Consider the following 21,010-nt stretch of genomic DNA (forward strand, 5'->3'; position numbering starts at 1 on the left):
CATGACACAAGTTGTATTTACCACCTCCATGGGTGACATCACCATCGAAGTTGACCACGAAAACGCGCCGATTGGTGCAGAAAACTTCGTACATTACGCCATGGAAGGCTTCTACAACGGCACCATTTTTCACCGTATCATCCAAGGATTTATGGTGCAAGGCGGCGGTATGCTACCTGGTCTAGAAGACAAAGAGTCTGGCGACCCCATTGAAAATGAAGGCGACAATGGTCTAAAAAATGTGCGTGGTTCATTGTCTTATGCGCGCACCATGGATCCGCATTCTGCCACCACGCAATTTTTTATGAACTTGGTTGATAATGATTTCCTAGACCACCGCTCCAAAACCACTCAAGGTTGGGGCTATGCCGTATTCGGTAAAATTGTTGAGGGTTTAGAAGTGATTGATGAAATGGCAAAAGTCAAAACCACTTCGCGCCGTGGCCATCAAGATGTGCCAGTAGATGATATTTTAATCATCAGTACCAAAGTGATTGAAGCCTAAAACGCAATCCAGTTTGCCTGGCTAAACAAGCATTTTCAACAAAAAAGCCCCTAAAAATGACCAGGCCTGGTCAGATTTAGGGGCTTTTTTCATTTCAGAACATGGAGAAATCAATGCAAAAAAACCTAACTGAAAGCATTTTAAAACACCATTTTGAGGCGTTTGACCGTCAAGATTTACCTGATTTACTCAGTGACTATGCAGAAAACGCCCTACTCTTGGTTCACGAAAAGTGCTATCAAGGGCATACTGAAATTAGCGTTTTTTTTAAAGACTTTATGCAAAATCAATTGGTTGCAGAATCAGACTTTGAATTACAGGTCATGCAAGTGGTCGATAATTTAGGCTATATTGTTTGGCGCGCAACCACCCCAACCCAAACATTTGAAATGGCAACAGATACTTTTGTCATTCAAGACGGCAAAATCCAACAACAAACCTTTGCTCGCTTATTAACCTCCAAAGCATAGACTTATCTGGATCTAAAATATCAAAATCTTGATTAACATAAACATCAAGTAGGCTAAAGCTTACGCCCCTATGGCAAAGAATGTAACGGGGCGAAGGCTTTAGTCCTCTCTTGCAAATATAAGCTGGTGTAGGTTACAGCTAAGAGCTTATTGACTCCAAGTATCTCTTAAACCAACCGTTTTGTTAAAAACCAAGCCGCTTTCGACATTATCGCGACAGAAATAGCCTTCTCTTTCAAATTGATAGGCCAGTTCTGGTTGTGCATTTGCGAGGGTTGGTTCTACAAAGCCCTGTTTGATAATGAGTGAATCAGGGTTTAACACGCTTTCAAAGTCTTCTGCTTTACCTGGATTTTCAACGGTGAATAAACGATCATACAGTCTAAATTCAGCAGCCACAGCCGTACTGGCTTCCACAAAGTGAATTACACCTTTTACTTTGCGACCATCCGCCGGATTTTTACCGTGGGTGTCTGGGTCATAGGTGCAGAACACGGTGGTTACCTTGCCATTGGCATCAGTTTCGAAGCGTTCGGCTTTGATGATATAGGCGTTACGCAGACGCACCTCTTTATCAATGGCCAAACGCTGAAACTTGCCATTGGGCGCAACCGGTTCAAAATCCGCAGCATCAATATACAACTCGCGCCCAAAATGAATTGGGCGTTTGCCCATGGCTTCGTTTTGCGGATGTACAGGTGCTTCAAGCGTTTCTAGGGTTCCTGGGTGGTTTTCGATAATCAGTTTAATCGGATCAATCACGCCCATGGTACGCGGTGCGACCACATTCAAATCATCACGAATGGCGGCTTCTAAAATGCTCATTTCGGTCATACTATCGACTTTTGAAATCCCTATACGCTCGGCAAAATCACGCAGCGCCGCTGGCGTATAGCCACGACGACGCATCCCCGAAATAGTAGGCATACGCGGGTCGTTCCAACCAGTCACCAATTTATCGGCAACTAACTGATGCAATTTGCGTTTTGACATCACGGTATAAGCCAAGTTTAAACGCGAAAATTCGTATTGGTGTGGTCGGTCAGGTTTATTAAAGTCGTTTAGATTGTCTAATACCCAGTCGTATAAACGGCGATTGTCTTGGAATTCTAAGGTGCACAAAGAATGGGTAATCCCTTCAATGGCATCAGAAATACAATGCGCAAAATCGTACATGGGATAGATACACCATGCATCGCCTGTTTGGTGATGGTGTTCAAAACGAATACGGTATAGGGCTGGGTCGCGCATACACATAAAGCTTGAGCTCATGTCGATTTTGGCGCGCAACACACATTCGCCCTCTTTAAAGCCACCGGCTTTCATTTTGGCAAACAAGGCCAAGTTTTCTTCAACTGAGGTATCACGATAAGGACTGTCTTTACCGGCTTCGGTCAAAGAACCGCGATAGGCGCGTGTTTCTTCGGCGTTTAAAAAACACACATAGGCTAAGCCTTTTTGAATGAGTTCAACCGCATAATCGTGGAACTGTTGAAAGTAGCCAGATGAATAGCGTGGTTCGCCTTGCCATTGAAAGCCTAACCATTTGACATCTTCCATAATGGAATTGACAAATTCCATATCCTCTTTGGCAGGATTGGTATCATCAAAACGCAAATTACATTGCCCTTGGTAATCTAAGGCAAGACCAAAGTTTAAACAAATCGACTTAGCATGACCTATGTGCAAATAGCCATTCGGCTCAGGCGGAAAGCGGGTTTGGATGGCTGTATGCTTGTGTTCTGCCAAATCGGCATCGATGATATTGCGAATAAAATTAGTGGGTTTGGTTTCTGACACTGGGTTAGACATACCGAAGGGCTCTCAAAAGTCATTAAAAAATTGGCATGAATTATATCATCAATTGGTACAATCTTGTTTATGAAACCCAACCCAAACCCCACAAACCGCCCTACCTTTTTGATTGCTGACATCCATTTACAGCCAGATGATGCACACCCCATCAATCAAGCCTTTCATCAATTTTTGACGACCCATGCCCAACAGGCAGCAGCCTTGTATATTTTGGGGGATTGTTTTGAAATGTGGGTGGGCGATGATGTGGGTTGCAAGGTTTATGGCAAAACCTTAAGTCTGTTTAAAGAATTAACGGCTAAGGGTTTGCCGATTTATATGATGTTTGGTAATCGCGATTTTTTAATGCGCCAACGCTTTTGGCAAATTACCGGAATTAGCCATATCAAAGAACCAGGCCTGGTTAAAATTGGCGACTTTTCTGCCCTGATTTGTCATGGCGATGGGTTATGTACTGATGATATTGAGTTTCAAAAAATGCGCAAAATTTTGCGCCACCCGATTATCACTTGGTTATTTCTGCGGTTGCCGCAAAAAAAACGCATTTCAATAGGTGAAGGGATGCGCGCTAAATCGCAAAAATATAATTTGAACAAGGCCGAGAACATTATGGATGTCAATCAACAGGCCGTTGAAGCTTTGTTTGATGCGCATCCTGGCGTTACCCACTTAATTCATGGTCACACCCATCGAGCAGCACATCATACTTATGAACTCAACAGCCAAACTTTTCACCGCTGGGTTTTAGGCGACTGGCGTCCTGAAATGCAATATCTCAAAATCCAAAATGGTGAAGCCAGTTTGCATAGCTGGTCACCTTTTGGTTAATATTTTAAGCGTCGAGCGTTAAAAACTTAAAGGTGACAACACCTTCTTCATCCAAGGTAAAACGCACTTTTTCAGACACGCGCCCCGACTCCTGAGTGCCAGAGCAAGTCCAAGCAATATCCCAATCGTAAGAATAATCGCATCGGTATAGATTGTCTTTGAGATGGGTCACCGCATCAATCTGCAAGCCACCATTGTATTTAGCGGCATCACTGATATGACGCAAATCCTGAATCAAGGAGTCTTCTAAAGTGGCTAAATGCTGCGTGAAAACTTTTGCCAAAATCTCTGACATTTCGGGACCTTGTTGAACGGGTGCTTCCACCAAACTTTCAAAAATAAATTTCATAGCTTTCCTAAAAATGTTTTGAAACCAATACCGATGTTTCACCTTCGGATTTTGCAATAATAATCGCACCCACCGAATCGCTAAAAACATTCACCGTGGTTCGCATCATATCCAAAAATCGATCAACCACCAACAACAGTCCTATGGCTTCGGCAGGCAAGCCCACGGCGACCAAAATAATGCTAATCGCAACCAAACTGGCCGATGGAATCCCTGCAACGCCAATAGAAGTCGTTAAGGCAATGAACACTATGAGCAATTGCGTTGCAAAATCCAACTGCACGCCAAATAACTGCGCAATAAAAATGGCCGCGACACATTCATAGAGCGCCGTACCATCCATATTCACCGTCGCGCCCAAGGGCAATACAAAACTGGATACTCGGTTAGAAACCCCGGCGCGTTCTTCTAAACTGCGAATGGTAATCGGCAAAGTTGACGACGAAGAACTGGTTGAAAATGCCGTCAACAAGGCGGGCGCCATGGCTTGGTAATGCAACCACGGGTTTTGCACCTTGCCGACATATTTGAGTAATAAGGGCATCACGATTAAAAAATGCACACCCAAGGCTAGGGTGACTGTTAAGAAAAACAGCGCTAAATTGCCAAACTGATCAAACCCGGTTTTAGCCACCGAAGCAGCCACCAAACCAAATACCCCTAAAGGCGCAAATTTCATCACCCATTCGGTCATCAACATCATCACATCAAAAATACCCTGCCATAAATTGGCTAGGCTTTCTTTGTAAGGAGTGTTGATTTTGGTCATAAAATAACCAAACAGCAAACTGAAGAAAATAATCCCAAGCATTTGACCTTCGGCAGCGGCATCCACAATATTGGTCGGAATCATGCGCAAAAACACTTCAACCACATCACCAGTCGATTTACCGGCCACCGCTGCTGCAACCTGACTGTTTTGTTCTAATACCGGCGCACCCTGATCGCTCACACCCGGTTCAATCCAGTTCACCAATACCAAGCCAATCATTATGGCAATAAAGCTGGTGGCAACATAATAGCTCAGCGTTTTTAACCCCATGCGTCCAAAACCACCTTGCGACCCTAGAGTGCCGATACCGGTAATAATGGCTGCCATGACTAAAGGCACGACGATCATTTTGAGCGCGTTTAAAAACAAAGTGCCAATAAAAGTATAAATGGCTAACCAGGTGACAGAGCCAATACTGCCCTCGGTTCCACTGAGTGATCCCATTACAACAGCTAAAGCCAGTGCTATGAGAATTTGCCAATGTAGTGCTAATTTCATGGGGTTTCCTTTTGATGTTTCGTCAAAATAAACTAAAAAAAAAGCACCGAGGGCGGTGCTTCTTTGCATAGGGCTAATCTATCAGGCGTCGGGACATTGAAACCAAACTTGGTAAGGCCCCATGTTATAAACTTCGTCAAATCCTAAAGACATTAAAATTTGCATTGCCATGTGTGAGCGCTGTCCAGAACGGCAGAAAACAATCACAGGCACATCTTTATTTAACATACTATCACCAACACGGTCGATGTCTTGAAGTGGAATATTCACGGCACCGGGTAACTTGCTCATTGAAAACTCTTCTGGGGTACGCACATCAATCAATTGTGCACGCTTTTCTTTAATCAATCTCTTCGTATCTTCACAAGATATAAACATCTAACCTACTCCACTTAACTCTTTTAACCGTAACTTGGTGTTTTACTGAATATTTTCCGGCAAATATACACCATCCACCATAAAAAATCCATATTGCACAGCCCAAATTATGATTATGGCATAACAAGCTGCAATAATATCATCCAGCATTATGCCTGCTCCGCCACTGACTTTTTGGTCTGCCCAATTGATTGGCCAAGGTTTAAAAATATCAAATACTCTAAAGGCAATAAATGCTGCCACCCAATACCACAGAGATTGTTCGGGTAGAAAAACCATCACCAACCAAATGCCCGCAAACTCATCCCAAACGATACCGCCATGGTCATGCACTTGCATCATATCGGCTGAACGACCACAGATAAAATTGCCAAACAGCACACTTAAAACCACCAGACCCCAAGCCGCCCACTCGTTCCACAAAATTAACGGAATCATGAGCAACAATCCTAAGAGCGTGCCCCAAGTGCCCGGACCAGGTTTTATCAACCCAGACCCTAAACCAAACCCCAACATTAAAACGGGCTGTTGCAATAGCTCTTTAAAACTGGGAAACCGCACCTGCATTTTATGAGACATATTACCTCCTTATGCACATCCCTAAACAAAAAAGCACGCTGAGTGCGTGCTTTCTAGAACTTTAAAACGCTTTATTTTAAGCGTTTTTTAGCGGCGGTTCTTAAACGCAAAGCATTCAACTTGATGAATCCTTCAGCATCTTTATGGTTGTAAGCACCACCATCTTCTTCAAAGGTGGCAATGGCTTCGTCAAACAAGCTGTATTCAGAAGTACGACCTACTATGACCACATTACCTTTGTACAATTTAACGCGCACATTACCGGTTACATAGGTTTGTGACTGGTCAATCAACGCTTGAAGCATTTCACGCTCTGGTGCAAACCAAAAACCGTTATAAATCATCTCAGCGTATTTAGGCATTAACTCATCTTTTAAATGCGCCGCATTACGGTCAAGCGTTAAAGACTCCATCGCGCGGTGCGTTTTTAGCATAATGGTTCCCGCTGGGGTTTCATAACAGCCGCGTGCTTTCATACCCACAAAGCGGTTTTCAACAATATCATCACGACCGATACCATTCGCACCGCCCACTTTGTTTAAGTATTCCATGACGGTTGCCGGCGACATAGCTTCACCATTGATCGATACGATGTCCCCTTTTTCAAAACCAATATCAAGGTAAGTGGGTTCATTAGGCGCGTTTTCTGGGGAAACACTCCATAACCACATATCTTCTTCGGGTTCGTTAGCAGGATCTTCAATCACGCCACCTTCATAAGAAATGTGCAGTAGGTTGGCATCCATCGAATAAGGCGACTTTTTGCCTTTTTTCTTTTCAATCGGAATATTGTGCTCTTCTGCATAGGCCATTAATTTTTCGCGAGATAATAAATCCCATTCACGCCAAGGGGCAATGACTTTAACATTGGGCATTAACGCATAAGCATTCAGCTCAAAACGCACTTGGTCGTTGCCTTTACCCGTTGCACCATGCGCAATCGCATCAGCACCCACCGCTTTGGCAATTTCAACCAAACGCTTAGAAATGAGCGGACGCGCAATTGAAGTCCCCAAACGGTATTCGCCTTCATACATGGCATTAGCACGCATCATGGGGTAAACGAAGTCGCGCGCAAATTCTTCACGCAAATCTTCGATGTAAATTTCTTTAATACCCATGGCTTTGGCTTTGGCGCGCGCTGGCTCTACTTCTTCGCCCTGACCGATGTCGGCAGTAAAAGTAACCACTTCACATTGGTACTCATCTTGTAACCATTTTGCGATGATAGAAGTATCCAAACCACCTGAATACGCCAATACAACCTTTTTTATGTCTGACACAGAAAGATTCCTCTCATTAATAACTGTTAATCCGCAAAATTATACATTAAAATCAGAGTAATTTTTACTTTCCAATAGGATGACCCATGGGTTTTATGGATTTTTTGAAGGTTACACCGCAGTACTTTATTCCAAAACATCTATTGTCTGAAGCCATGCATAGTTTCATGCAAATAGAGCAAACTTGGGTTAAAAATACCACGATTAAAATGCTCACCAAACTTTACGGTATTAACATCTCAGAAGCCTTGCATGAAGAACTGGACTATTACCCACATTTTAATGCTTTCTTTACCCGAGCCTTAAAACCCAGCGCCCGTCCGATTGATGACACCGATGGGCTTTGGGTCAGCCCAGTCGATGGCGTTATCAGCCAGTCATCGCCCATTCATCACAATATGATGATTCAAGCAAAACGCCACAACTATACGATTGAAGCCTTAGTGGGCGGCGATATTGAATACGCCAAGCACTTTCACAATGGTGACTCGGCAGTGATTTATCTATCGCCCAAGGACTATCACCGTATTCACCTACCTTACGCCGCAAAACTTATTTCCATGACTTATGTCCCCGGTGACCTGTTTGCGGTTAACCCGGCCACTGTGCGCCAAGTGGAAGGACTGTTTGCCCGCAATGAACGCTTAGTGATTCGTTTTGAAAACGAACACGGGCCTTTTTGCTTGGTGATGGTCGGTGCGATTTTTGTCGGTAGCATGGAAACGGTTTGGGAAGGAAAAATCACCCCAGAATATCAACCGACCTTGCAACATTGGGATTACTCTGAGCGTGACATGACATTTACAAAGGGTCAAGAGATTGGGCGTTTTAACATGGGATCTACCGTGGTTTTAACAACACCGGCCGGCATCATGCCAGAATTGGGGCAAATTCCGAATAATACCCCGATAAAAATGGGGCAACCGCTTGCCAATTATGCTCAATATGATGCACAATCACACAACACTGAAACACAAACTAACGAATCCAACGACAGTTACGAGGAAACCAACCTATGAAAATGATTACCGCTATTATCAAGCCCTTTAAATTAGACGATGTTCGTGAAGCACTTCATGAAATTGATGTCTTTGGTATGACTGTGACTGAAGTCAAAGGATTTGGTCGTCAAAAAGGTCACACAGAAATGTACCGCGGTGCAGAGTATGTGGTTGAGTTTTTGCCAAAAGTTAAAATCGAAATTGCGATTGCTGCAGACAAAGAAGAAATGGCGATTGAAGCCATCTTAAAAGCCGCTCAAACAGGCAAGATTGGTGATGGCAAAATTTTCGTAACCACCATTGAAAAAGCCATTCGTATTCGTACTGGTGAAATGGATGATGATGCATTGTAAGATTGCGTCAATTCGCTTAAAAGCACTCTAAAAACAACTAGGCCTGGTTATTTTTAGAGTATTGAATATTAAAAAGCCAATAAAAAAGCCCGAAATTTCGGGCTTTTTTATTGCTCAATTTTACTAGATATTATGCAAATGGATCTTGCAACACTAGAGTTTCGGCACGATCTGGCCCAGTGGATAAAATCGCAATCGGCACACCCACTTCTTTGGCTAAAAACTCAATGTAATTTTTAGCTTGGATGGGTAAACCCTCCCAAGAGTCAGTACCTACCGTAGAAGTTTGCCAACCTGGCATGGTCACATACTTAGGCTTAATCAACTCATACTCATCTGCACTGCTCGGGGGCAACAAGGTTTCATTACCACTCGCATCAATATAAGCCACACAAATAGACACCTCTTCTAAAGTATCCATAACATCTAGCTTAGTTAAACAAATGCCGCTTAGACCATTAATTTGCGCTGAACGGCGCAAAGCCACCGCATCAAACCAACCACAACGACGCTGACGACCGGTGGTTGCCCCAAACTCAAAACCGCGAGTTCCTAGAATTTTACCTATGGCATCACCGGTATCTTCCGCAGCATTATAAGGTAACTCGGTCGGGAAAGGCCCAGCACCCACACGCGTGGCATAAGCTTTAGTAATCCCCAAAACATAATCCACTTGAGTAGCACCCAAACCAGAACCTGCCGCCGCACCACCTGCCGTCGTGTTAGAGGAGGTCACATAAGGATAAGTTCCATGATCTATGTCTAAAAGCGTACCCTGTGCGCCTTCAAACATTAAACTCTTGCCTTGACGATTGTAGGTATCAATTAAATTTGGAATATCCGCAATCATAGGAATAATTAAGTCAGCATAGGCTTGACACTTTTCCCACTGCGCATCAAAAGACACTGCTTCGCAACCATAATAGTTGGTTAGCATATAGTTGTGATACGCCAAAGTCTCTTGAAGTTTTTGCTTAAAATGCTCTAAGTTTTTCAAATCGCCAGCACGCAAACCACGACGAGCCACCTTATCTTCATAAGCCGGACCTATACCACGACCCGTTGTGCCGATGGCTTTATTGCCACGAGCTCTTTCGCGCGCCTGATCTAAGGCAACATGGTAGTCCAAAATTAAAGGGCAAGCGTCACTGACTTTTAAACGGTTTCTCACCGACAAGCCAGTGGCTTCTAACTGGGTAACTTCTTTAGCCAACGCATCCGGCGCAAGAACCACACCATTACCAATAAAACATTCGACTTCTTCACGCAAAATACCAGAAGGAATTAAATGTAAAACGGTTTTCTTACCATTAATCACTAAGGTATGACCCGCATTGTGCCCACCTTGAAAACGCACGACAGCAGCCACTCTATCTGTTAAAAGGTCAACAATTTTGCCTTTACCTTCATCACCCCATTGAGTGCCTACAACGACGATATTTCGCTTTGACATATTTACTCTCTTCTTAATCTAAGCGTTAACCAAAACCCAAGCTGAGTTCTGTTTTTCTAATTTTAAACTGCCTTCTGGCAGGTCTGAATTGGGGAGCTGTCGAATCACACGATAGCCTTCTGCCTTTAATTTTTTCACCGCATCCACCAACGACAAATCATTACTGGTTGGAATAAACACCTTAGTCTTAACTGGCACAGGCTCTTTATCGAGCATATCCAGTGCACTGCGTAAATCCATACTAAAACCGGTCGCAGGATGCGATAACCCAAAGGTTTCACCGATACCGTCATAACGCCCGCCTTTGGCGATGGGATAAAGTTTTTGTCCAACACTGTAACAGGCAAAAATAATACCCGTATGGTAACGATATCCGCGTAAATCTGATAAATCTAGGTGCACTTTTACCTGAGGGTAATGCATAGAAACCGAGGTAACAATTTGATTTAAACGGTTTAAGTGCGGTTCAAACCCAAAATCTTTTTGGTTAAGGACAAACTGCGCTTTTTCAAGTACATCAGGGGCATCGCCCACCAAAGTCATCAAACCCAAAAACTGCTTGGTACTAACGCCATCTATGCCTAAAGAAGCAATAAAATCGGTAAACTCAGGAATTGCCTTACGCTGCAAAATATCAACCAAGGCTTCTCTTTGAGATGTCGACAACTTAGCATTATTCATCAAAGTTTCAACGATGCCCACATGACCCAAACTCAAGTTTAGGTTTTTTAATCCTAAACTTTGCATAGAATCGAGCATTAAATGGATTACTTCAATATCACTCTCTACACCAGAATCGCCGAACAATTCTGCCCCAATTTGGATAGGACTGCGAGAACCTTTGGCTTTATTGTTGAGCGTTTTAAGAACTTCACCCACATAGCACAGGCGAATAATCCCTTTTCTGTCCTTAAAACGATTCGACACAATTCTAGCAACCTGCGGCGTCATGTCTGCACGAACACCCATCATTTTGCCGCTCTCTTGATCGGTAAAACGACAGGTTTCGGTTGCCATCTGGCTGCCCGTTCCGGTTAATAAGGAATCGGTAAATTCAGCAACCGGTGGCAAAACAAGGTCATAACCGGACGCATCGAAACTATCCAGTAATTGACGGCGATAAAACTCCAGCGGTTTTGCTTGTTGGGGTAAAAGGTCTTCAATACCTTCAGGGGTAAACCAAGATTTCTGATTCATTCATCATCACTTTTTTCAGGAAATTTAATGACAGTGCGCCAATAAATTTAATAAAACAACCAGCTCAATCGACTGAACTGAATGCGTAAATTATGTCAATAAAAATAAAACACCCAAACCAATACAGACGCTTATAAAGCCCATGGTTCGCAACTGTTTTTCACTTAACAGTATGGCTTGCGACATCGTCTTACGCCAAAAGTTAGGAAAGACAAAAGGCAATAGTCCCTCAAAAATAAAGACTAAAGCAATTGCCGAAATGAGTATTGTATCCAAATTTTAGCCACTTCCATAAAAAAGGTGGGAATTTCCCACCTTTTTTAGTTTTTGATTAGGTTTTACTTCTGTGCATTGAAGTACTTAAAGAAATCAGACTTTGGATCAACTAAGACCACATCAGACTTGTCTTTAAAGGCTTCTTGATAAGCATTCAAACTTTGATAAAAGGCATAAAACTCTTTATCTTTGTTATATGCTTTGGCATAAATTTCAGCGGCTGAGGCATCCCCTTGACCACGAATAGTTTCAGCTTTTCTGAAAGCATCCGATAAGGTAACTACTTTTTGACGATCCGCGTCTGCACGAATTCTTTCAGCAGCTTCTGCCCCTTCTGAACGCAACTCTTTAGCAACACGCGTACGCTCTGCTTCCATACGACGGTAAACAGATTCAGAAACATCTTGTGGTAAGTCTACACGCTTAACACGCACATCTGCCAATTCAATACCGAATGACGCCACATCTTTTTGAGTGCTCACCGTAATGTCTTTGACAATGGTAGAACGATCACGAGAGATGGCTTCTTGAACAGTTCTATTACCAAACTCAGCACGCAAACTGTCTTTGATGATTTGCGCTAAACGCATATTGGCAATACGAATGTCGCCGTTAGTTGAGGTATAGAACTTTTTGGCGTCCACAATGCGCCACTTCACAAAAGAATCGATTATTAAGTTTTTCTTTTCTTTGGTTAGATAACGCTCTGGTTCTGCATCAAGGGTTTGTAAACGCGAATCAAAAGTTTTAACACTGTTAATAAAAGGCGTTTTAAAGTGCAACCCTGGCTCAACATCTGTTTGAACGATTTCCCCTAAGCGAAATACGATGGCAGTTTCACCCTGCTGTACCGTAAACAAAGCACTGCTACCGATAAACAAGGCTGCCGCTACAAATATGGATAATAAGGATTTCATCAACGAATCTCCCGCGTTCTTAAGTAATCACGAATGTTAGTTCTCTGGCCATTACTACCAGGCGTGTTTTCAGACGCAGCTTTTGCAGCAGCTTGCACATCTAACTCAGCGGGTTTAAAAGGCACTGTTGCTGGCGTACTGCTCATCATTTTATCAAGCGGAAGATACAATAAGTTAGTCCCAGAATCTGTGCCGACAAATACTTTAGAGGTTTTGCCTAAGACATCACCAATGGCATCCATGTATAGACGCTGGCGTGTGACGACTGGCGCTTTTTGATACTCAGCAACAATACTTTCAAAACGACTGGCTTTACCGGTTGCTACCGCGATGACTTGGTCGTGATAAGCGCTGGCTTCTTCCATTTGACGCGCGGCTTGACCACGTGCTTTAGGTAGAATATCGTTTGAATAAGCTTGTGCTTCGTTGATTAAACGCTCTTTATCTTCACGCGCTTTAACCACATCTGCAAACGCCGATTGCACTTGTTCTGGTGGCTGAGCGTCTTGCAAGTTAACCGAAGTAATGATTAAACCTGTGCGGTAAGTGTCCAAGTTGGCCTGAGCTAGCTCCCGAACCTTAGTGACCACCTCGTTACGGCCTTCAGTCAATACAAAATCCATTTTGTTTTGACCTACGACTTCACGCAACGCACTTTCTGTGACTGCGCGTAAAGAAACGTCTGGGTCTGAAACATCAAATAGATATTGACTGGCATTTTGAATTTTGTATTGAACCGCAATACGAATATCCACAATGTTTTCGTCTTGCGACAACATTAAAGATTCTGATGCAACACTACCCGTTTTATTACGAGCATCTGAGCGATAACCGATCTCTGCAGTACGAATTCTGTCCACATTCACTTTGGTGACGCTTTCAATTGGGTAAGGCAGATGCCAATGCGGACCTGCCGTCGTTTCTTCAACGTAGGCTCCGAAACGTGTTACCACGCCTCTCTCTGGTGAGTCGACGATATAAATACCGCTGAGTAGCCACAAGACTAAAACGACTAAAAATACGACTGAAGCACCCATGCCACCGATAAATCCATTATCGTTCATAGAGTTTTTTGCACCACCAAACAATTGCTGGGCTTTTTTGAGCATCTCGTCCAAGTCAGGATCATTTTTCGAGTTACGCGGTTTATTTGGCTTTTTAGGCTCTTCAGGTTGCTTCGATCCATTAGGATTCGAATTACCCCAAGGGTCTTGTCCAGGTTTACCAGGTTCATTCCAGGCCATGGTTTACTCCAATAAAAAAATTTAATGGTTATTCTAATTGCTTGAGGGGTAAAAGTCACGCCTAAAGACTTGAGGAACTCTCAAGCACTAAGCGCTTTGCTTTTGAAAAACCAAAAGTTCTGGCCACTTCTTTATTAAATCAGCTTCCAGTTGAGTCAGGCACATTTTAAAAGTACTGTTGCCAGCCTCATCAAATCCTTCTTCTAGAATCGTACCTAATTCATAAAGTTCCGAGCGTCTTTTGCCTGCCGCAGATGAAAGAACTAAATCTACATTCACAAACTCACCTCTAAAATAAGCCGCAACGGCATCCATCATTAGGTCTATACCTTGATTCTTTTGCGCCGAAATCCAAACGCGCTCCGGCAAGCCCTGCTCGTTAAAGTCTACTTTGGGTAATACTTCAGGCTCCAAAGCATCAATTTTATTGTAGACGATTAGCTGCGGGACTTCTTCCGCCCCAACTTCTTTAATAACAACCGCCACATCTCGCATTTTTTCTTCGCGGTGTGGATCGCTGGCATCCACTAAATGAATCAGTAGATTCGCTTCACTGGTTTCTTCAAGGGTCGAGCGAAAAGCCGCGACCAAATCATGCGGAATATGCCGAATAAAACCAACCGTATCTGCAAAGATAACCGAACCTGCGCCGGGTAATCGTACCTTGCGTAAAGTGGCATCAAGGGTTGCAAAGAGTCGATCTTCGGCATAAACCCCCGCTTGAGTCATTTGATTAAATAAGGTGGATTTACCCGCATTGGTATAACCGATAATAGCCACAGTTGGCATCTCTGATTTTTTACGAGAGCGACGCGCCAAAACTCGCTGTTGACGAACTCGTTCAATTTTTGATTCTAATTGTTTGATTTTACCTTGAATCAGTCGTCTATCACTTTCAAGCTGAGTTTCTCCAGGACCTCTTGCACCTATACCGCCTTGACGGTCAAGGTGAGTCCACCCTTTAACCAATCTTGTTGACATGCGCTTAAGCTGCGCCAACTCAACCTGAAGTTTACCTTCATGAGAGCGCGCGCGTTGTGCGAAGATATCTAGGATTAACCCCACTCGGTCAATGACATCGCATTCTAACATTCTAGAAAGATTGCGCTCTTGCGCTGGGGTGAGGGCATGGTTAACGATGACGATGTCTGCTTCATGCGCCCGAACTGCCTCTAGCACCTCTTCGGCTTTACCTTTGCCGATAAAGGTTTTGGAGTCTGGTGCAGAGCGTTTAGTCGTTAGGAGTTCACAAACTTCAGCGCCTGCTGAATCGACCAATTCATAAAACTCATCGAGTTCTTCGCGGTCGGTTTCGTGATAAAAGTCAACGTGAACCAAAATGGCTTTTTCGAGTTCTCGTTGTTTGATTTTGCCGAATAGTTCCATGTCGGATTAAACCTCCGCCCATAGAAAATTGCCCTGCGAACAGGGGCTTAACAAAAATATGATTTGCAAGATGGTTTATTCGTCTTTTTCGATAGGTGTTTCGTGCTCATACTCTTTAGGGTCACGAGCCGGCACGATGGTAGAAATTGCATGTTTATAGACCATTTGAGTTACATTGCTACGCAACAAAACTACAAATTGATCAAAAGAATCCACGCGTCCTTGTAACTTAACCCCATTTACCAAATAAATCGCTACACTGATTTTTTCTTTGCGTAATGCATTTAGGTAAGGGTCTTGAATTGGTAAAGCTTTTGCCACTGTTATTCTCCAGGATTTTTTATTATATTTTTATTTTCTATTTTTCTGCGCCATCAACAAAGATGCTAGCCCATAGAGTTTCACAAGAGCATACCATAATTTTAATGCATTGGAATCTCTGTTACGGACAAAAATTGATTACCCATCGATTAGGTAATTTTATATAAAGCAAAACTTGCGCCTGTATGCCTTCAAAACCCTTTAATAATGCCCAAATTTAACCAGGCCTGGTCATTTTTAGACACTTTTTGGGTTTTCAAGAAGCGATTGCGTGAAGTAATTTAATGTTTGGCTCAACAGTGCTTCTTTGGATAATTCAAACGAATCTAAACTTAATGCAGTCTGTTCTTTACGCAACCAAGTAATCTGACGCTTAGCCAGTTGACGAGTGGCTGAAATGCCTTGCTCTATAAAGGTTTCTTCATTCATTTCGCCCATCAAATATGACCAGGCCTGGCGGTAACCCACGCTGCGAATCGATGGTAAATCTGGGTGTAATTCGGGATTGGTCATCAGGGTTTCCACTTCACTTAACAAACCATGATCCAACATTTGCATAAATCTGAGTTTGATTTGATGATGCAACTCGGCTCTACTTTCTGGCAATAAAACCACCTTAACCAAATCAAATGCGCTTAGACCTTGGCCTTGCCCTTCTTGCTGGAGCACTGATAGCGGTTTGCCTGTGATTTCATAAACCTCAAGTGCGCGCATAATCCGCTGTTGATCATTGGCATGAATTCGCTGACAAATTTGGGGATCCACCGCCTGCAACTGGGCATAGACGGCCGCGGCATCTTCAAACCACTCAACCATTAAGCGCGATCGAATGGCCTCATTGGCTTCGGGCAGTTGCGCCATACCTTGTTGGAGCGCGTGAAAATACATCATAGTGCCGCCCACCAACACAGGCAGACGACCCCGCGCAAAAATTTCGGCCACTAATCGATGCGTATCAGCCACAAACTCTGAGGCTGAATAGGTTTGTGAAGGTGACAAAATATCAATCAAATGATGTGGCACCTTATCTAATTCTGCCGCAGTTGGCTTGGCGGTGCCAATATCCATATCACGATAAATCAGCGCCGAATCAACACTGATAATTTCAATCGGCAAAACCTCTGCCAAAGCCATCGACAAACGGCTTTTACCGCTGGCAGTTGGCCCCATGATGGCCAGTACTTTTTTTTGTTCTATCAGCTGCGCCAAAATTTGTGGCTCTAGCATGTCTATTGCCCTCTCATAAATAAGCTGTCGAGTTGCTCTAACGACAATTGCACCCAAGTGGGTCTTCCATGGTTACATTGATTGGAACTGGGGGTCATTTCCATATCTCGCAACAAGGCATTCATCTCTGGAATCGTTAATTGGCGATTGGCTCTCACCGAGCCAAAACAAGCCATGGTGCCTAAAATACGATTGATCTTTTCATTTGCCAATTCGGTTCGCCCCATCTCAGCCAGGTCTGACAACATGTCATTCATTAGGCGCACCAAATCCCCTTTGGCTAACAGCCCGGGCACCGTGGTAATTTTGAGTTGTTCTGGTCCATAAGCCTCAATTTCGAATCCAAGCTGTTCAAACACGCTTTGAAACTCTTCCCAGACCTGAACCTGCGAACTTTCCAAGGCAACCACCATAGGCACCAACAAGGGTTGTGAAATTAAGCGTTGGGTTTGCCATTGATTTTTGAGTCTTTCATACACGATGCGTTCATGCGCCGCATGCATGTCAACCAGCACCAACCCCTTGTCATTTTCGGCCAAAATAAAAATGCCATGAATTTGCGCTTTGGCGTATCCCAAAGGTGGTGAAGAGGATTGCGAATCTTGCCTTAAAACCTCAGCTGACGCGTCATAATGACTTTGGGATTCTGCTATGTGTGACAAGTTTAATGGCTGTGCCGATGATGGATTATATGCCTGATTAAATGATTGATTTAAGGGCTGTTGAAATTGCATACTGGCTTGGATTGCTCGTTCACTGGGCGATGGCGTTTGATAATGAGCAAAAACCGCAGGATTTGCGGCAACAGTTCCCCCTGAGGATAGCGGTTGTTGCCCTAAAGGTTGGGTCACTGCCTCACGCACCGAGCGTCTTAAAAAATCATACACCCAACTGCCATTGGCAAAACGCACCTCGTATTTTGCTGGATGCACATTCACATCCAATAACTCAGGCGGTATGTCTAAAAACAAGCAATAAGCAGGATGACGACCATGATACAAAACATCCGCATAGGCCTGCTTGACGGCAAAAGTCAGTAATTTATCGCGAACAATTCGGCCATTCACAAACAGATATTGCATATCTGCCTGGCTACGATTAAAGGTCGGTAACCCCGCCCAACCGCTTAAAGCTATGTCTTGCGCCTCATAACTCAACTGCAAGCTCTCTGCCATAAAAGGCGCGCCCATCAAACTTTGCATACGCTTGTGCAACTGGGCGTCATTACTGCTCACCGAAACCTGTCTAACTGGCTTTTGATTATGCATCAGCTTAATGGACACTTCTGGACGACTGAGCATGACCCGCTTAACCAACAAGTCTATTTGGGCAAATTCAGCGCGCGGCGTTTTTAAAAATTTTTTTCTGGCTGGGGTATTAAAAAATAAATCTGCAACCGTGACCCGCGTCCCCACGGGATGAGCCACTGGCTCAGGCGCTTGCCAGCGACCTTCGCCTTCACCTCTTAACAACCAAGCATGGTTGGAGCTGGCTTGTCGACTGGTGAGTTGAAACCGCGAAACAGAACTGATACTGGCTAAAGCCTCTCCTCTGAACCCCAAGGTGGTAATGGCGCTTAAATCTTCAACGCAGGCAATTTTGCTGGTGGCATGGCGACTCACCGCCAAAATCAGCTCTTCTTTAGCGATGCCTGCGCCATTATCAATCACTTCAATTAAAGATTCGCCCCCTTCTTCAATCCAAATTTCAATTTGGGTGGCGCCAGAATCTAAAGCATTCTCTAGCAGTTCTTTAACCACCGAGGCAGGTCTTTCAACCACTTCTCCGGCTGCGATTTGATCCGCCAAATGAGATGGGAGTAATTGAATTGAGGATGGCATTAACAAAAACTTGACCTTAACACGAAAATTAAAAAAGTCATTATAGCCAACTTTGCTCAAAATCAGGCGTTTGAAAACAAAAAAACCGAGAGGCTAACGCTGTCTCGGCAAGGATTAAACATGACCAGATGTTTAAATGAGGTTGGGCGAGCCTACAAAGAGGCCACCACAGATTCGGTCAGTGGAATCTTGAGTCTAAGACCGATATACAATTGATTGGAGTTTTTAATATTATTGAGTTTTTTCAGTTCAAGGGTTGAAATGTCGTAGTTTGCCGCAATTTGAGAAAGCGTATCACCCGCTTTAACTCGGTACTGCACATAAAGGACTTCTCCCCAGCGAGGCTCTCTGGCATTTTTACTGACAAAGGATGCAACTCCCTTGGCAATCGACTGAGCCATTTTGCTTTGATACGCATCATTGGTGAGTTTTTTCTCTTCCACTGGGTTAGAAATAAACGCGGTTTCTATCAATAATGAAGGCATATCAATCGATTTTAAAACGGCAAACTCTGCAGATTGAACGGTTTCTTTGTGTAACTCAATTTGATCACCCATCTCTCCTAATACGGCTTTGGCTAATTTACGGCTGGCGCGAATATTGGCTTCGCGGCTTAAATCGCTCAATACAAATGCCACATCACTTTCTTTACCCTTTAGCTTAATGTCATGTAAAGAGGCATTTTCACTTTTAGCCAATAATCTCGCCATCACACTCGATGCGCCATTGGTTGACAAAACATATACCGAGCCACCTCTTGCCTCAGCCGTTGGAAAAGAGTCGGCATGCAACGAGATAAAAATGTCAGCATCTTTTTGATGAGCAATTCTGACTCGCTGATTGAGTGGAATAAATTCATCTTCAGTACGCGTCAGTACCGCTTTAAGGCCGGGTTGTCTATCAATATATTTTTTTAGTTTCAAAGCCATTTCTAAAGTAATATCTTTTTCAAATACCTTGCCCGAGTGACCTATGGCGCCAACATCTTTACCGCCATGGCCTGCATCTATTGCGATGACCACTTCATCTTTGACGATTAAAGGCGTGCCTGCATTCAAAAGCTCATTGGTCGCTTTGGTTTCTTTTAAAGAAGACTTAGGCAATATGCTGACAACCGGTGCTGGCTGAGTCACTTTAGGCGCAGCGGCAATAACTGGATCTGAAGATTTTGCTTTAACAGGTTGCTCTTCTTTAACTGCTGCACTTGCCACAACTTTTGGCGCTGGCTTTGGTGTTGGCTTCTGTTCAACCTTGGGTTTGTTTGCTAATACCGTCGGGGCAGGTTGAGCAACTGGTTTTACCAAACTCGACTTGACATCAATCACTAATCGCTCAGCGCCCTGCTTTGTTTTAGCCAAGGTAAAATAGCGATAGTCAAAATCGTTGCGTAAATCCAAAACCACGCGTGTTCTGCGAGAATCATCATTCACTCTGATGGCTTTGACGCGCTTATCAAAGAGTTTTTTATAATCAAAAGCGATTTTGTTCTTGGCTTTAACAAAATCCACCACCAGTCTGCTGGGGTTGTTAAGCTGCTGAACTTCAAACGAATGATTATCTTTGATTTCGAAAACGACACGCGTATAGGCAGGATCTTGTCCAACACGAATTTTTTCTAATGAGGTTGCGTAGGCTTGCGAGGATGCAAATGCCGATGCCAAGACCGCCAATAAAATCAATAGTTTTTTAATTTGAGAAGACTGTTTAGCCATGTTTCTCTCCCATTTATTAGAATCATTAGAATCCTTTATTTAAAAAGACCTCTAGGGATACATGGGCTAGTAAACAATTAGCGTGCCAAGTGTTTGTGCCAAATAATTAACGACAGCTAAACCGGCTTGACTTTGAGGGGTTAAGGTCAGTTTTCTGCCAGGGGTTTGTGATGTGTTTTCTAAGTGAGTCAGCTCAACAACCATATCTGCCTCAGGTAGCTGGCCAGCGCCTTTTGAAGGCCATTCTATGAGTGCAATATAGGCGCCCGATAACAAATCCCTAAGCGCCAAAAACTCTAACTCTTCAGGGTCACATAAGCGGTATAAATCAAAATGCACAATCGTGCCTAAGGGAGTTAAATAACTTTCAACCAGCGTATATGTCGGACTTTTGACCTTTTGATTGGGTAAATAAGATTGAATAAAGGCTCTAGATAGATAAGACTTGCCGGCCCCTAAATCGCCTTCTAAAAAAATAACCAACCCTGCATCAAAGCCATTTAAAACTTTGCAACCTTGAGCAAACGCTTGTCCGAATCGTGTTGTGGCAGATTCATCTGCTAAATAAAAACTGACTTTGTTAAAATGCATTAATCAACACCAAG

At 43.5% G+C, this 21,010-nt stretch carries 22 protein-coding genes; 5 read left to right on the forward strand and 17 right to left on the reverse strand.

The features are described 5' to 3' along the window. The first annotated feature begins 1 nt into the window (after position 1). Both THMIRH_RS08010 and THMIRH_RS08015 read left to right on the forward strand, forming a co-directional pair. A complete protein-coding gene (locus THMIRH_RS08010) occupies positions 2 to 505 on the forward strand; it encodes a peptidylprolyl isomerase (protein WP_173291593.1) in 504 nt (167 codons plus the stop codon). A 113-nt stretch (positions 506 to 618) separates the two neighbouring features. Beyond that, positions 619 to 975, forward strand: coding sequence for a nuclear transport factor 2 family protein (locus THMIRH_RS08015; RefSeq protein WP_173291594.1), 357 nt, complete (start codon positions 619 to 621; stop codon positions 973 to 975). 147 nt (positions 976 to 1,122) lie between these two features. On the opposite strand, the gene THMIRH_RS08020 is transcribed toward THMIRH_RS08015, so the two are convergent. Then, positions 1,123 to 2,787 (reverse strand): glutamine--tRNA ligase/YqeY domain fusion protein, encoded by a 1,665-nt coding sequence (locus tag THMIRH_RS08020; RefSeq protein ID WP_173291595.1) that lies wholly within the window; start codon positions 2,785 to 2,787, stop codon positions 1,123 to 1,125. Between the two features lie 69 nt (positions 2,788 to 2,856). Here THMIRH_RS08020 and THMIRH_RS08025 point away from each other — a divergent pair, with 69 nt between their 5' ends. Beyond that, positions 2,857 to 3,618, forward strand: a complete 762-nt coding sequence (locus tag THMIRH_RS08025) for a UDP-2,3-diacylglucosamine diphosphatase (RefSeq protein WP_173291596.1) — start codon at positions 2,857 to 2,859, stop codon at positions 3,616 to 3,618. A gap of 4 nt (positions 3,619 to 3,622) precedes the next feature. On the opposite strand, the gene THMIRH_RS08030 is transcribed toward THMIRH_RS08025, so the two are convergent. The 5 genes from THMIRH_RS08030 to THMIRH_RS08050 form a co-directional block, all read right to left on the reverse strand. Further along, positions 3,623 to 3,967: a hypothetical protein gene (locus THMIRH_RS08030; RefSeq protein ID WP_173291597.1), complete on the reverse strand. Its 345-nt coding sequence runs from the start codon at positions 3,965 to 3,967 to the stop codon at positions 3,623 to 3,625. Between the two features lie 7 nt (positions 3,968 to 3,974). Beyond that, a complete protein-coding gene (locus THMIRH_RS08035) occupies positions 3,975 to 5,237 on the reverse strand; it encodes a dicarboxylate/amino acid:cation symporter (protein ID WP_173291598.1) in 1,263 nt (420 codons plus the stop codon). 81 nt (positions 5,238 to 5,318) lie between these two features. Further along, a complete protein-coding gene (locus tag THMIRH_RS08040; RefSeq protein WP_173291599.1) occupies positions 5,319 to 5,615 on the reverse strand; it encodes a rhodanese-like domain-containing protein in 297 nt (98 codons plus the stop codon). Positions 5,616 to 5,657: 42 nt separating this feature from the next. Beyond that, positions 5,658 to 6,194 (reverse strand): phosphatidylglycerophosphatase A family protein, encoded by a 537-nt coding sequence (locus THMIRH_RS08045; RefSeq protein WP_173291600.1) that lies wholly within the window; start codon positions 6,192 to 6,194, stop codon positions 5,658 to 5,660. 71 nt (positions 6,195 to 6,265) lie between these two features. Beyond that, positions 6,266 to 7,477 (reverse strand): argininosuccinate synthase, encoded by a 1,212-nt coding sequence (locus THMIRH_RS08050; protein ID WP_173291601.1) that lies wholly within the window; start codon positions 7,475 to 7,477, stop codon positions 6,266 to 6,268. An 86-nt stretch (positions 7,478 to 7,563) separates the two neighbouring features. On the opposite strand from THMIRH_RS08050, the gene asd reads away from it, so the two are divergent. Both asd and THMIRH_RS08060 read left to right on the forward strand, forming a co-directional pair. After that, on the forward strand, positions 7,564 to 8,496 hold the full coding sequence (gene asd, locus THMIRH_RS08055) for an archaetidylserine decarboxylase (RefSeq protein WP_173291602.1): 933 nt from the start codon (positions 7,564 to 7,566) through the stop codon (positions 8,494 to 8,496). Further along, positions 8,493 to 8,831, forward strand: coding sequence for a P-II family nitrogen regulator (locus tag THMIRH_RS08060; RefSeq protein ID WP_173291603.1), 339 nt, complete (start codon positions 8,493 to 8,495; stop codon positions 8,829 to 8,831). Before asd ends, THMIRH_RS08060 begins: the two co-directional genes overlap by 4 nt. Positions 8,832 to 8,961: 130 nt before the next feature. Here the strand turns inward: THMIRH_RS08060 and THMIRH_RS08065 are convergent, their stop codons facing one another. From THMIRH_RS08065 to tsaE, 11 genes are all read right to left on the reverse strand, one after another. Beyond that, entirely contained in the window at positions 8,962 to 10,284 is a 1,323-nt protein-coding gene (locus tag THMIRH_RS08065) for an adenylosuccinate synthase (RefSeq protein WP_173291604.1), read from the reverse strand. A gap of 18 nt (positions 10,285 to 10,302) precedes the next feature. Next, the gene (locus THMIRH_RS08070) at positions 10,303 to 11,481 is read right to left on the reverse strand and encodes an ATP phosphoribosyltransferase regulatory subunit (RefSeq protein ID WP_173291605.1); all 1,179 of its coding nucleotides are present in this window, start codon (positions 11,479 to 11,481) and stop codon (positions 10,303 to 10,305) included. 90 nt (positions 11,482 to 11,571) lie between these two features. Beyond that, entirely contained in the window at positions 11,572 to 11,757 is a 186-nt protein-coding gene (locus tag THMIRH_RS08075) for a DUF2065 domain-containing protein (protein ID WP_173291606.1), read from the reverse strand. Positions 11,758 to 11,819: 62 nt separating this feature from the next. Then, entirely contained in the window at positions 11,820 to 12,674 is an 855-nt protein-coding gene (hflC, locus tag THMIRH_RS08080; protein ID WP_173291607.1) for a protease modulator HflC, read from the reverse strand. After that, positions 12,674 to 13,918 carry an FtsH protease activity modulator HflK gene (gene hflK, locus THMIRH_RS08085; protein WP_173291608.1) on the reverse strand — a complete coding sequence of 415 codons (1,245 nt, stop codon included), beginning with the start codon at positions 13,916 to 13,918 and terminating at the stop codon, positions 12,674 to 12,676. The genes hflC and hflK overlap by 1 nt, the downstream gene beginning before the upstream one ends. An 87-nt stretch (positions 13,919 to 14,005) precedes the next feature. Next, complete coding sequence (hflX, locus tag THMIRH_RS08090; protein WP_173291609.1) at positions 14,006 to 15,304, reverse strand: ribosome rescue GTPase HflX; 1,299 nt, start codon at positions 15,302 to 15,304, stop codon at positions 14,006 to 14,008. A gap of 75 nt (positions 15,305 to 15,379) precedes the next feature. Continuing rightward, the gene (gene hfq, locus THMIRH_RS08095; RefSeq protein ID WP_173291610.1) at positions 15,380 to 15,625 is read right to left on the reverse strand and encodes an RNA chaperone Hfq; all 246 of its coding nucleotides are present in this window, start codon (positions 15,623 to 15,625) and stop codon (positions 15,380 to 15,382) included. Positions 15,626 to 15,862: 237 nt separating this feature from the next. Beyond that, on the reverse strand, positions 15,863 to 16,852 hold the full coding sequence (gene miaA / locus THMIRH_RS08100; RefSeq protein WP_173291611.1) for a tRNA (adenosine(37)-N6)-dimethylallyltransferase MiaA: 990 nt from the start codon (positions 16,850 to 16,852) through the stop codon (positions 15,863 to 15,865). A 2-nt stretch (positions 16,853 to 16,854) separates the two neighbouring features. Then, positions 16,855 to 18,693 carry a DNA mismatch repair endonuclease MutL gene (gene mutL / locus THMIRH_RS08105; protein WP_173291612.1) on the reverse strand — a complete coding sequence of 613 codons (1,839 nt, stop codon included), beginning with the start codon at positions 18,691 to 18,693 and terminating at the stop codon, positions 16,855 to 16,857. Positions 18,694 to 18,845: 152 nt separating this feature from the next. Continuing rightward, positions 18,846 to 20,405, reverse strand: coding sequence for an N-acetylmuramoyl-L-alanine amidase (locus THMIRH_RS08110; protein WP_173291613.1), 1,560 nt, complete (start codon positions 20,403 to 20,405; stop codon positions 18,846 to 18,848). 66 nt (positions 20,406 to 20,471) lie between these two features. Beyond that, positions 20,472 to 20,996, reverse strand: coding sequence for a tRNA (adenosine(37)-N6)-threonylcarbamoyltransferase complex ATPase subunit type 1 TsaE (gene tsaE / locus THMIRH_RS08115; RefSeq protein WP_173291614.1), 525 nt, complete (start codon positions 20,994 to 20,996; stop codon positions 20,472 to 20,474). Positions 20,997 to 21,010: the final 14 nt, after the last annotated feature.

It is taken from the genome of Thiosulfativibrio zosterae (assembly GCF_011398155.1).
Classification (GTDB): Bacteria; Pseudomonadota; Gammaproteobacteria; order Thiomicrospirales; family Thiomicrospiraceae; genus Thiosulfativibrio; species Thiosulfativibrio zosterae.

Excerpts from the sequence above, each read along its gene's own strand:
- THMIRH_RS08010 (WP_173291593.1), top strand. The coding sequence starts at position 2 with ATGACACAAGTTGTATTTACCACCTCCATGGGTGACATCACCATCGAA.
- THMIRH_RS08015 (WP_173291594.1), top strand. The coding sequence starts at position 619 with ATGCAAAAAAACCTAACTGAAAGCATTTTAAAACACCATTTTGAGGCG.
- THMIRH_RS08020 (WP_173291595.1), bottom strand. The coding sequence starts at position 2,787 with ATGTCTAACCCAGTGTCAGAAACCAAACCCACTAATTTTATTCGCAAT.
- THMIRH_RS08025 (WP_173291596.1), top strand. The coding sequence starts at position 2,857 with ATGAAACCCAACCCAAACCCCACAAACCGCCCTACCTTTTTGATTGCT.
- THMIRH_RS08030 (WP_173291597.1), bottom strand. The coding sequence starts at position 3,967 with ATGAAATTTATTTTTGAAAGTTTGGTGGAAGCACCCGTTCAACAAGGT.
- THMIRH_RS08035 (WP_173291598.1), bottom strand. The coding sequence starts at position 5,237 with ATGAAATTAGCACTACATTGGCAAATTCTCATAGCACTGGCTTTAGCT.
- THMIRH_RS08040 (WP_173291599.1), bottom strand. The coding sequence starts at position 5,615 with ATGTTTATATCTTGTGAAGATACGAAGAGATTGATTAAAGAAAAGCGT.
- THMIRH_RS08045 (WP_173291600.1), bottom strand. The coding sequence starts at position 6,194 with ATGTCTCATAAAATGCAGGTGCGGTTTCCCAGTTTTAAAGAGCTATTG.
- asd (WP_173291602.1), top strand. The coding sequence starts at position 7,564 with ATGGGTTTTATGGATTTTTTGAAGGTTACACCGCAGTACTTTATTCCA.
- THMIRH_RS08060 (WP_173291603.1), top strand. The coding sequence starts at position 8,493 with ATGAAAATGATTACCGCTATTATCAAGCCCTTTAAATTAGACGATGTT.
- THMIRH_RS08065 (WP_173291604.1), bottom strand. The coding sequence starts at position 10,284 with ATGTCAAAGCGAAATATCGTCGTTGTAGGCACTCAATGGGGTGATGAA.
- THMIRH_RS08070 (WP_173291605.1), bottom strand. The coding sequence starts at position 11,481 with ATGAATCAGAAATCTTGGTTTACCCCTGAAGGTATTGAAGACCTTTTA.
- hflC (WP_173291607.1), bottom strand. The coding sequence starts at position 12,674 with ATGAAATCCTTATTATCCATATTTGTAGCGGCAGCCTTGTTTATCGGT.
- hflK (WP_173291608.1), bottom strand. The coding sequence starts at position 13,918 with ATGGCCTGGAATGAACCTGGTAAACCTGGACAAGACCCTTGGGGTAAT.
- hflX (WP_173291609.1), bottom strand. The coding sequence starts at position 15,304 with ATGGAACTATTCGGCAAAATCAAACAACGAGAACTCGAAAAAGCCATT.
- miaA (WP_173291611.1), bottom strand. The coding sequence starts at position 16,852 with ATGCTAGAGCCACAAATTTTGGCGCAGCTGATAGAACAAAAAAAAGTA.
- mutL (WP_173291612.1), bottom strand. The coding sequence starts at position 18,693 with ATGCCATCCTCAATTCAATTACTCCCATCTCATTTGGCGGATCAAATC.
- THMIRH_RS08110 (WP_173291613.1), bottom strand. The coding sequence starts at position 20,405 with ATGGCTAAACAGTCTTCTCAAATTAAAAAACTATTGATTTTATTGGCG.
- tsaE (WP_173291614.1), bottom strand. The coding sequence starts at position 20,996 with ATGCATTTTAACAAAGTCAGTTTTTATTTAGCAGATGAATCTGCCACA.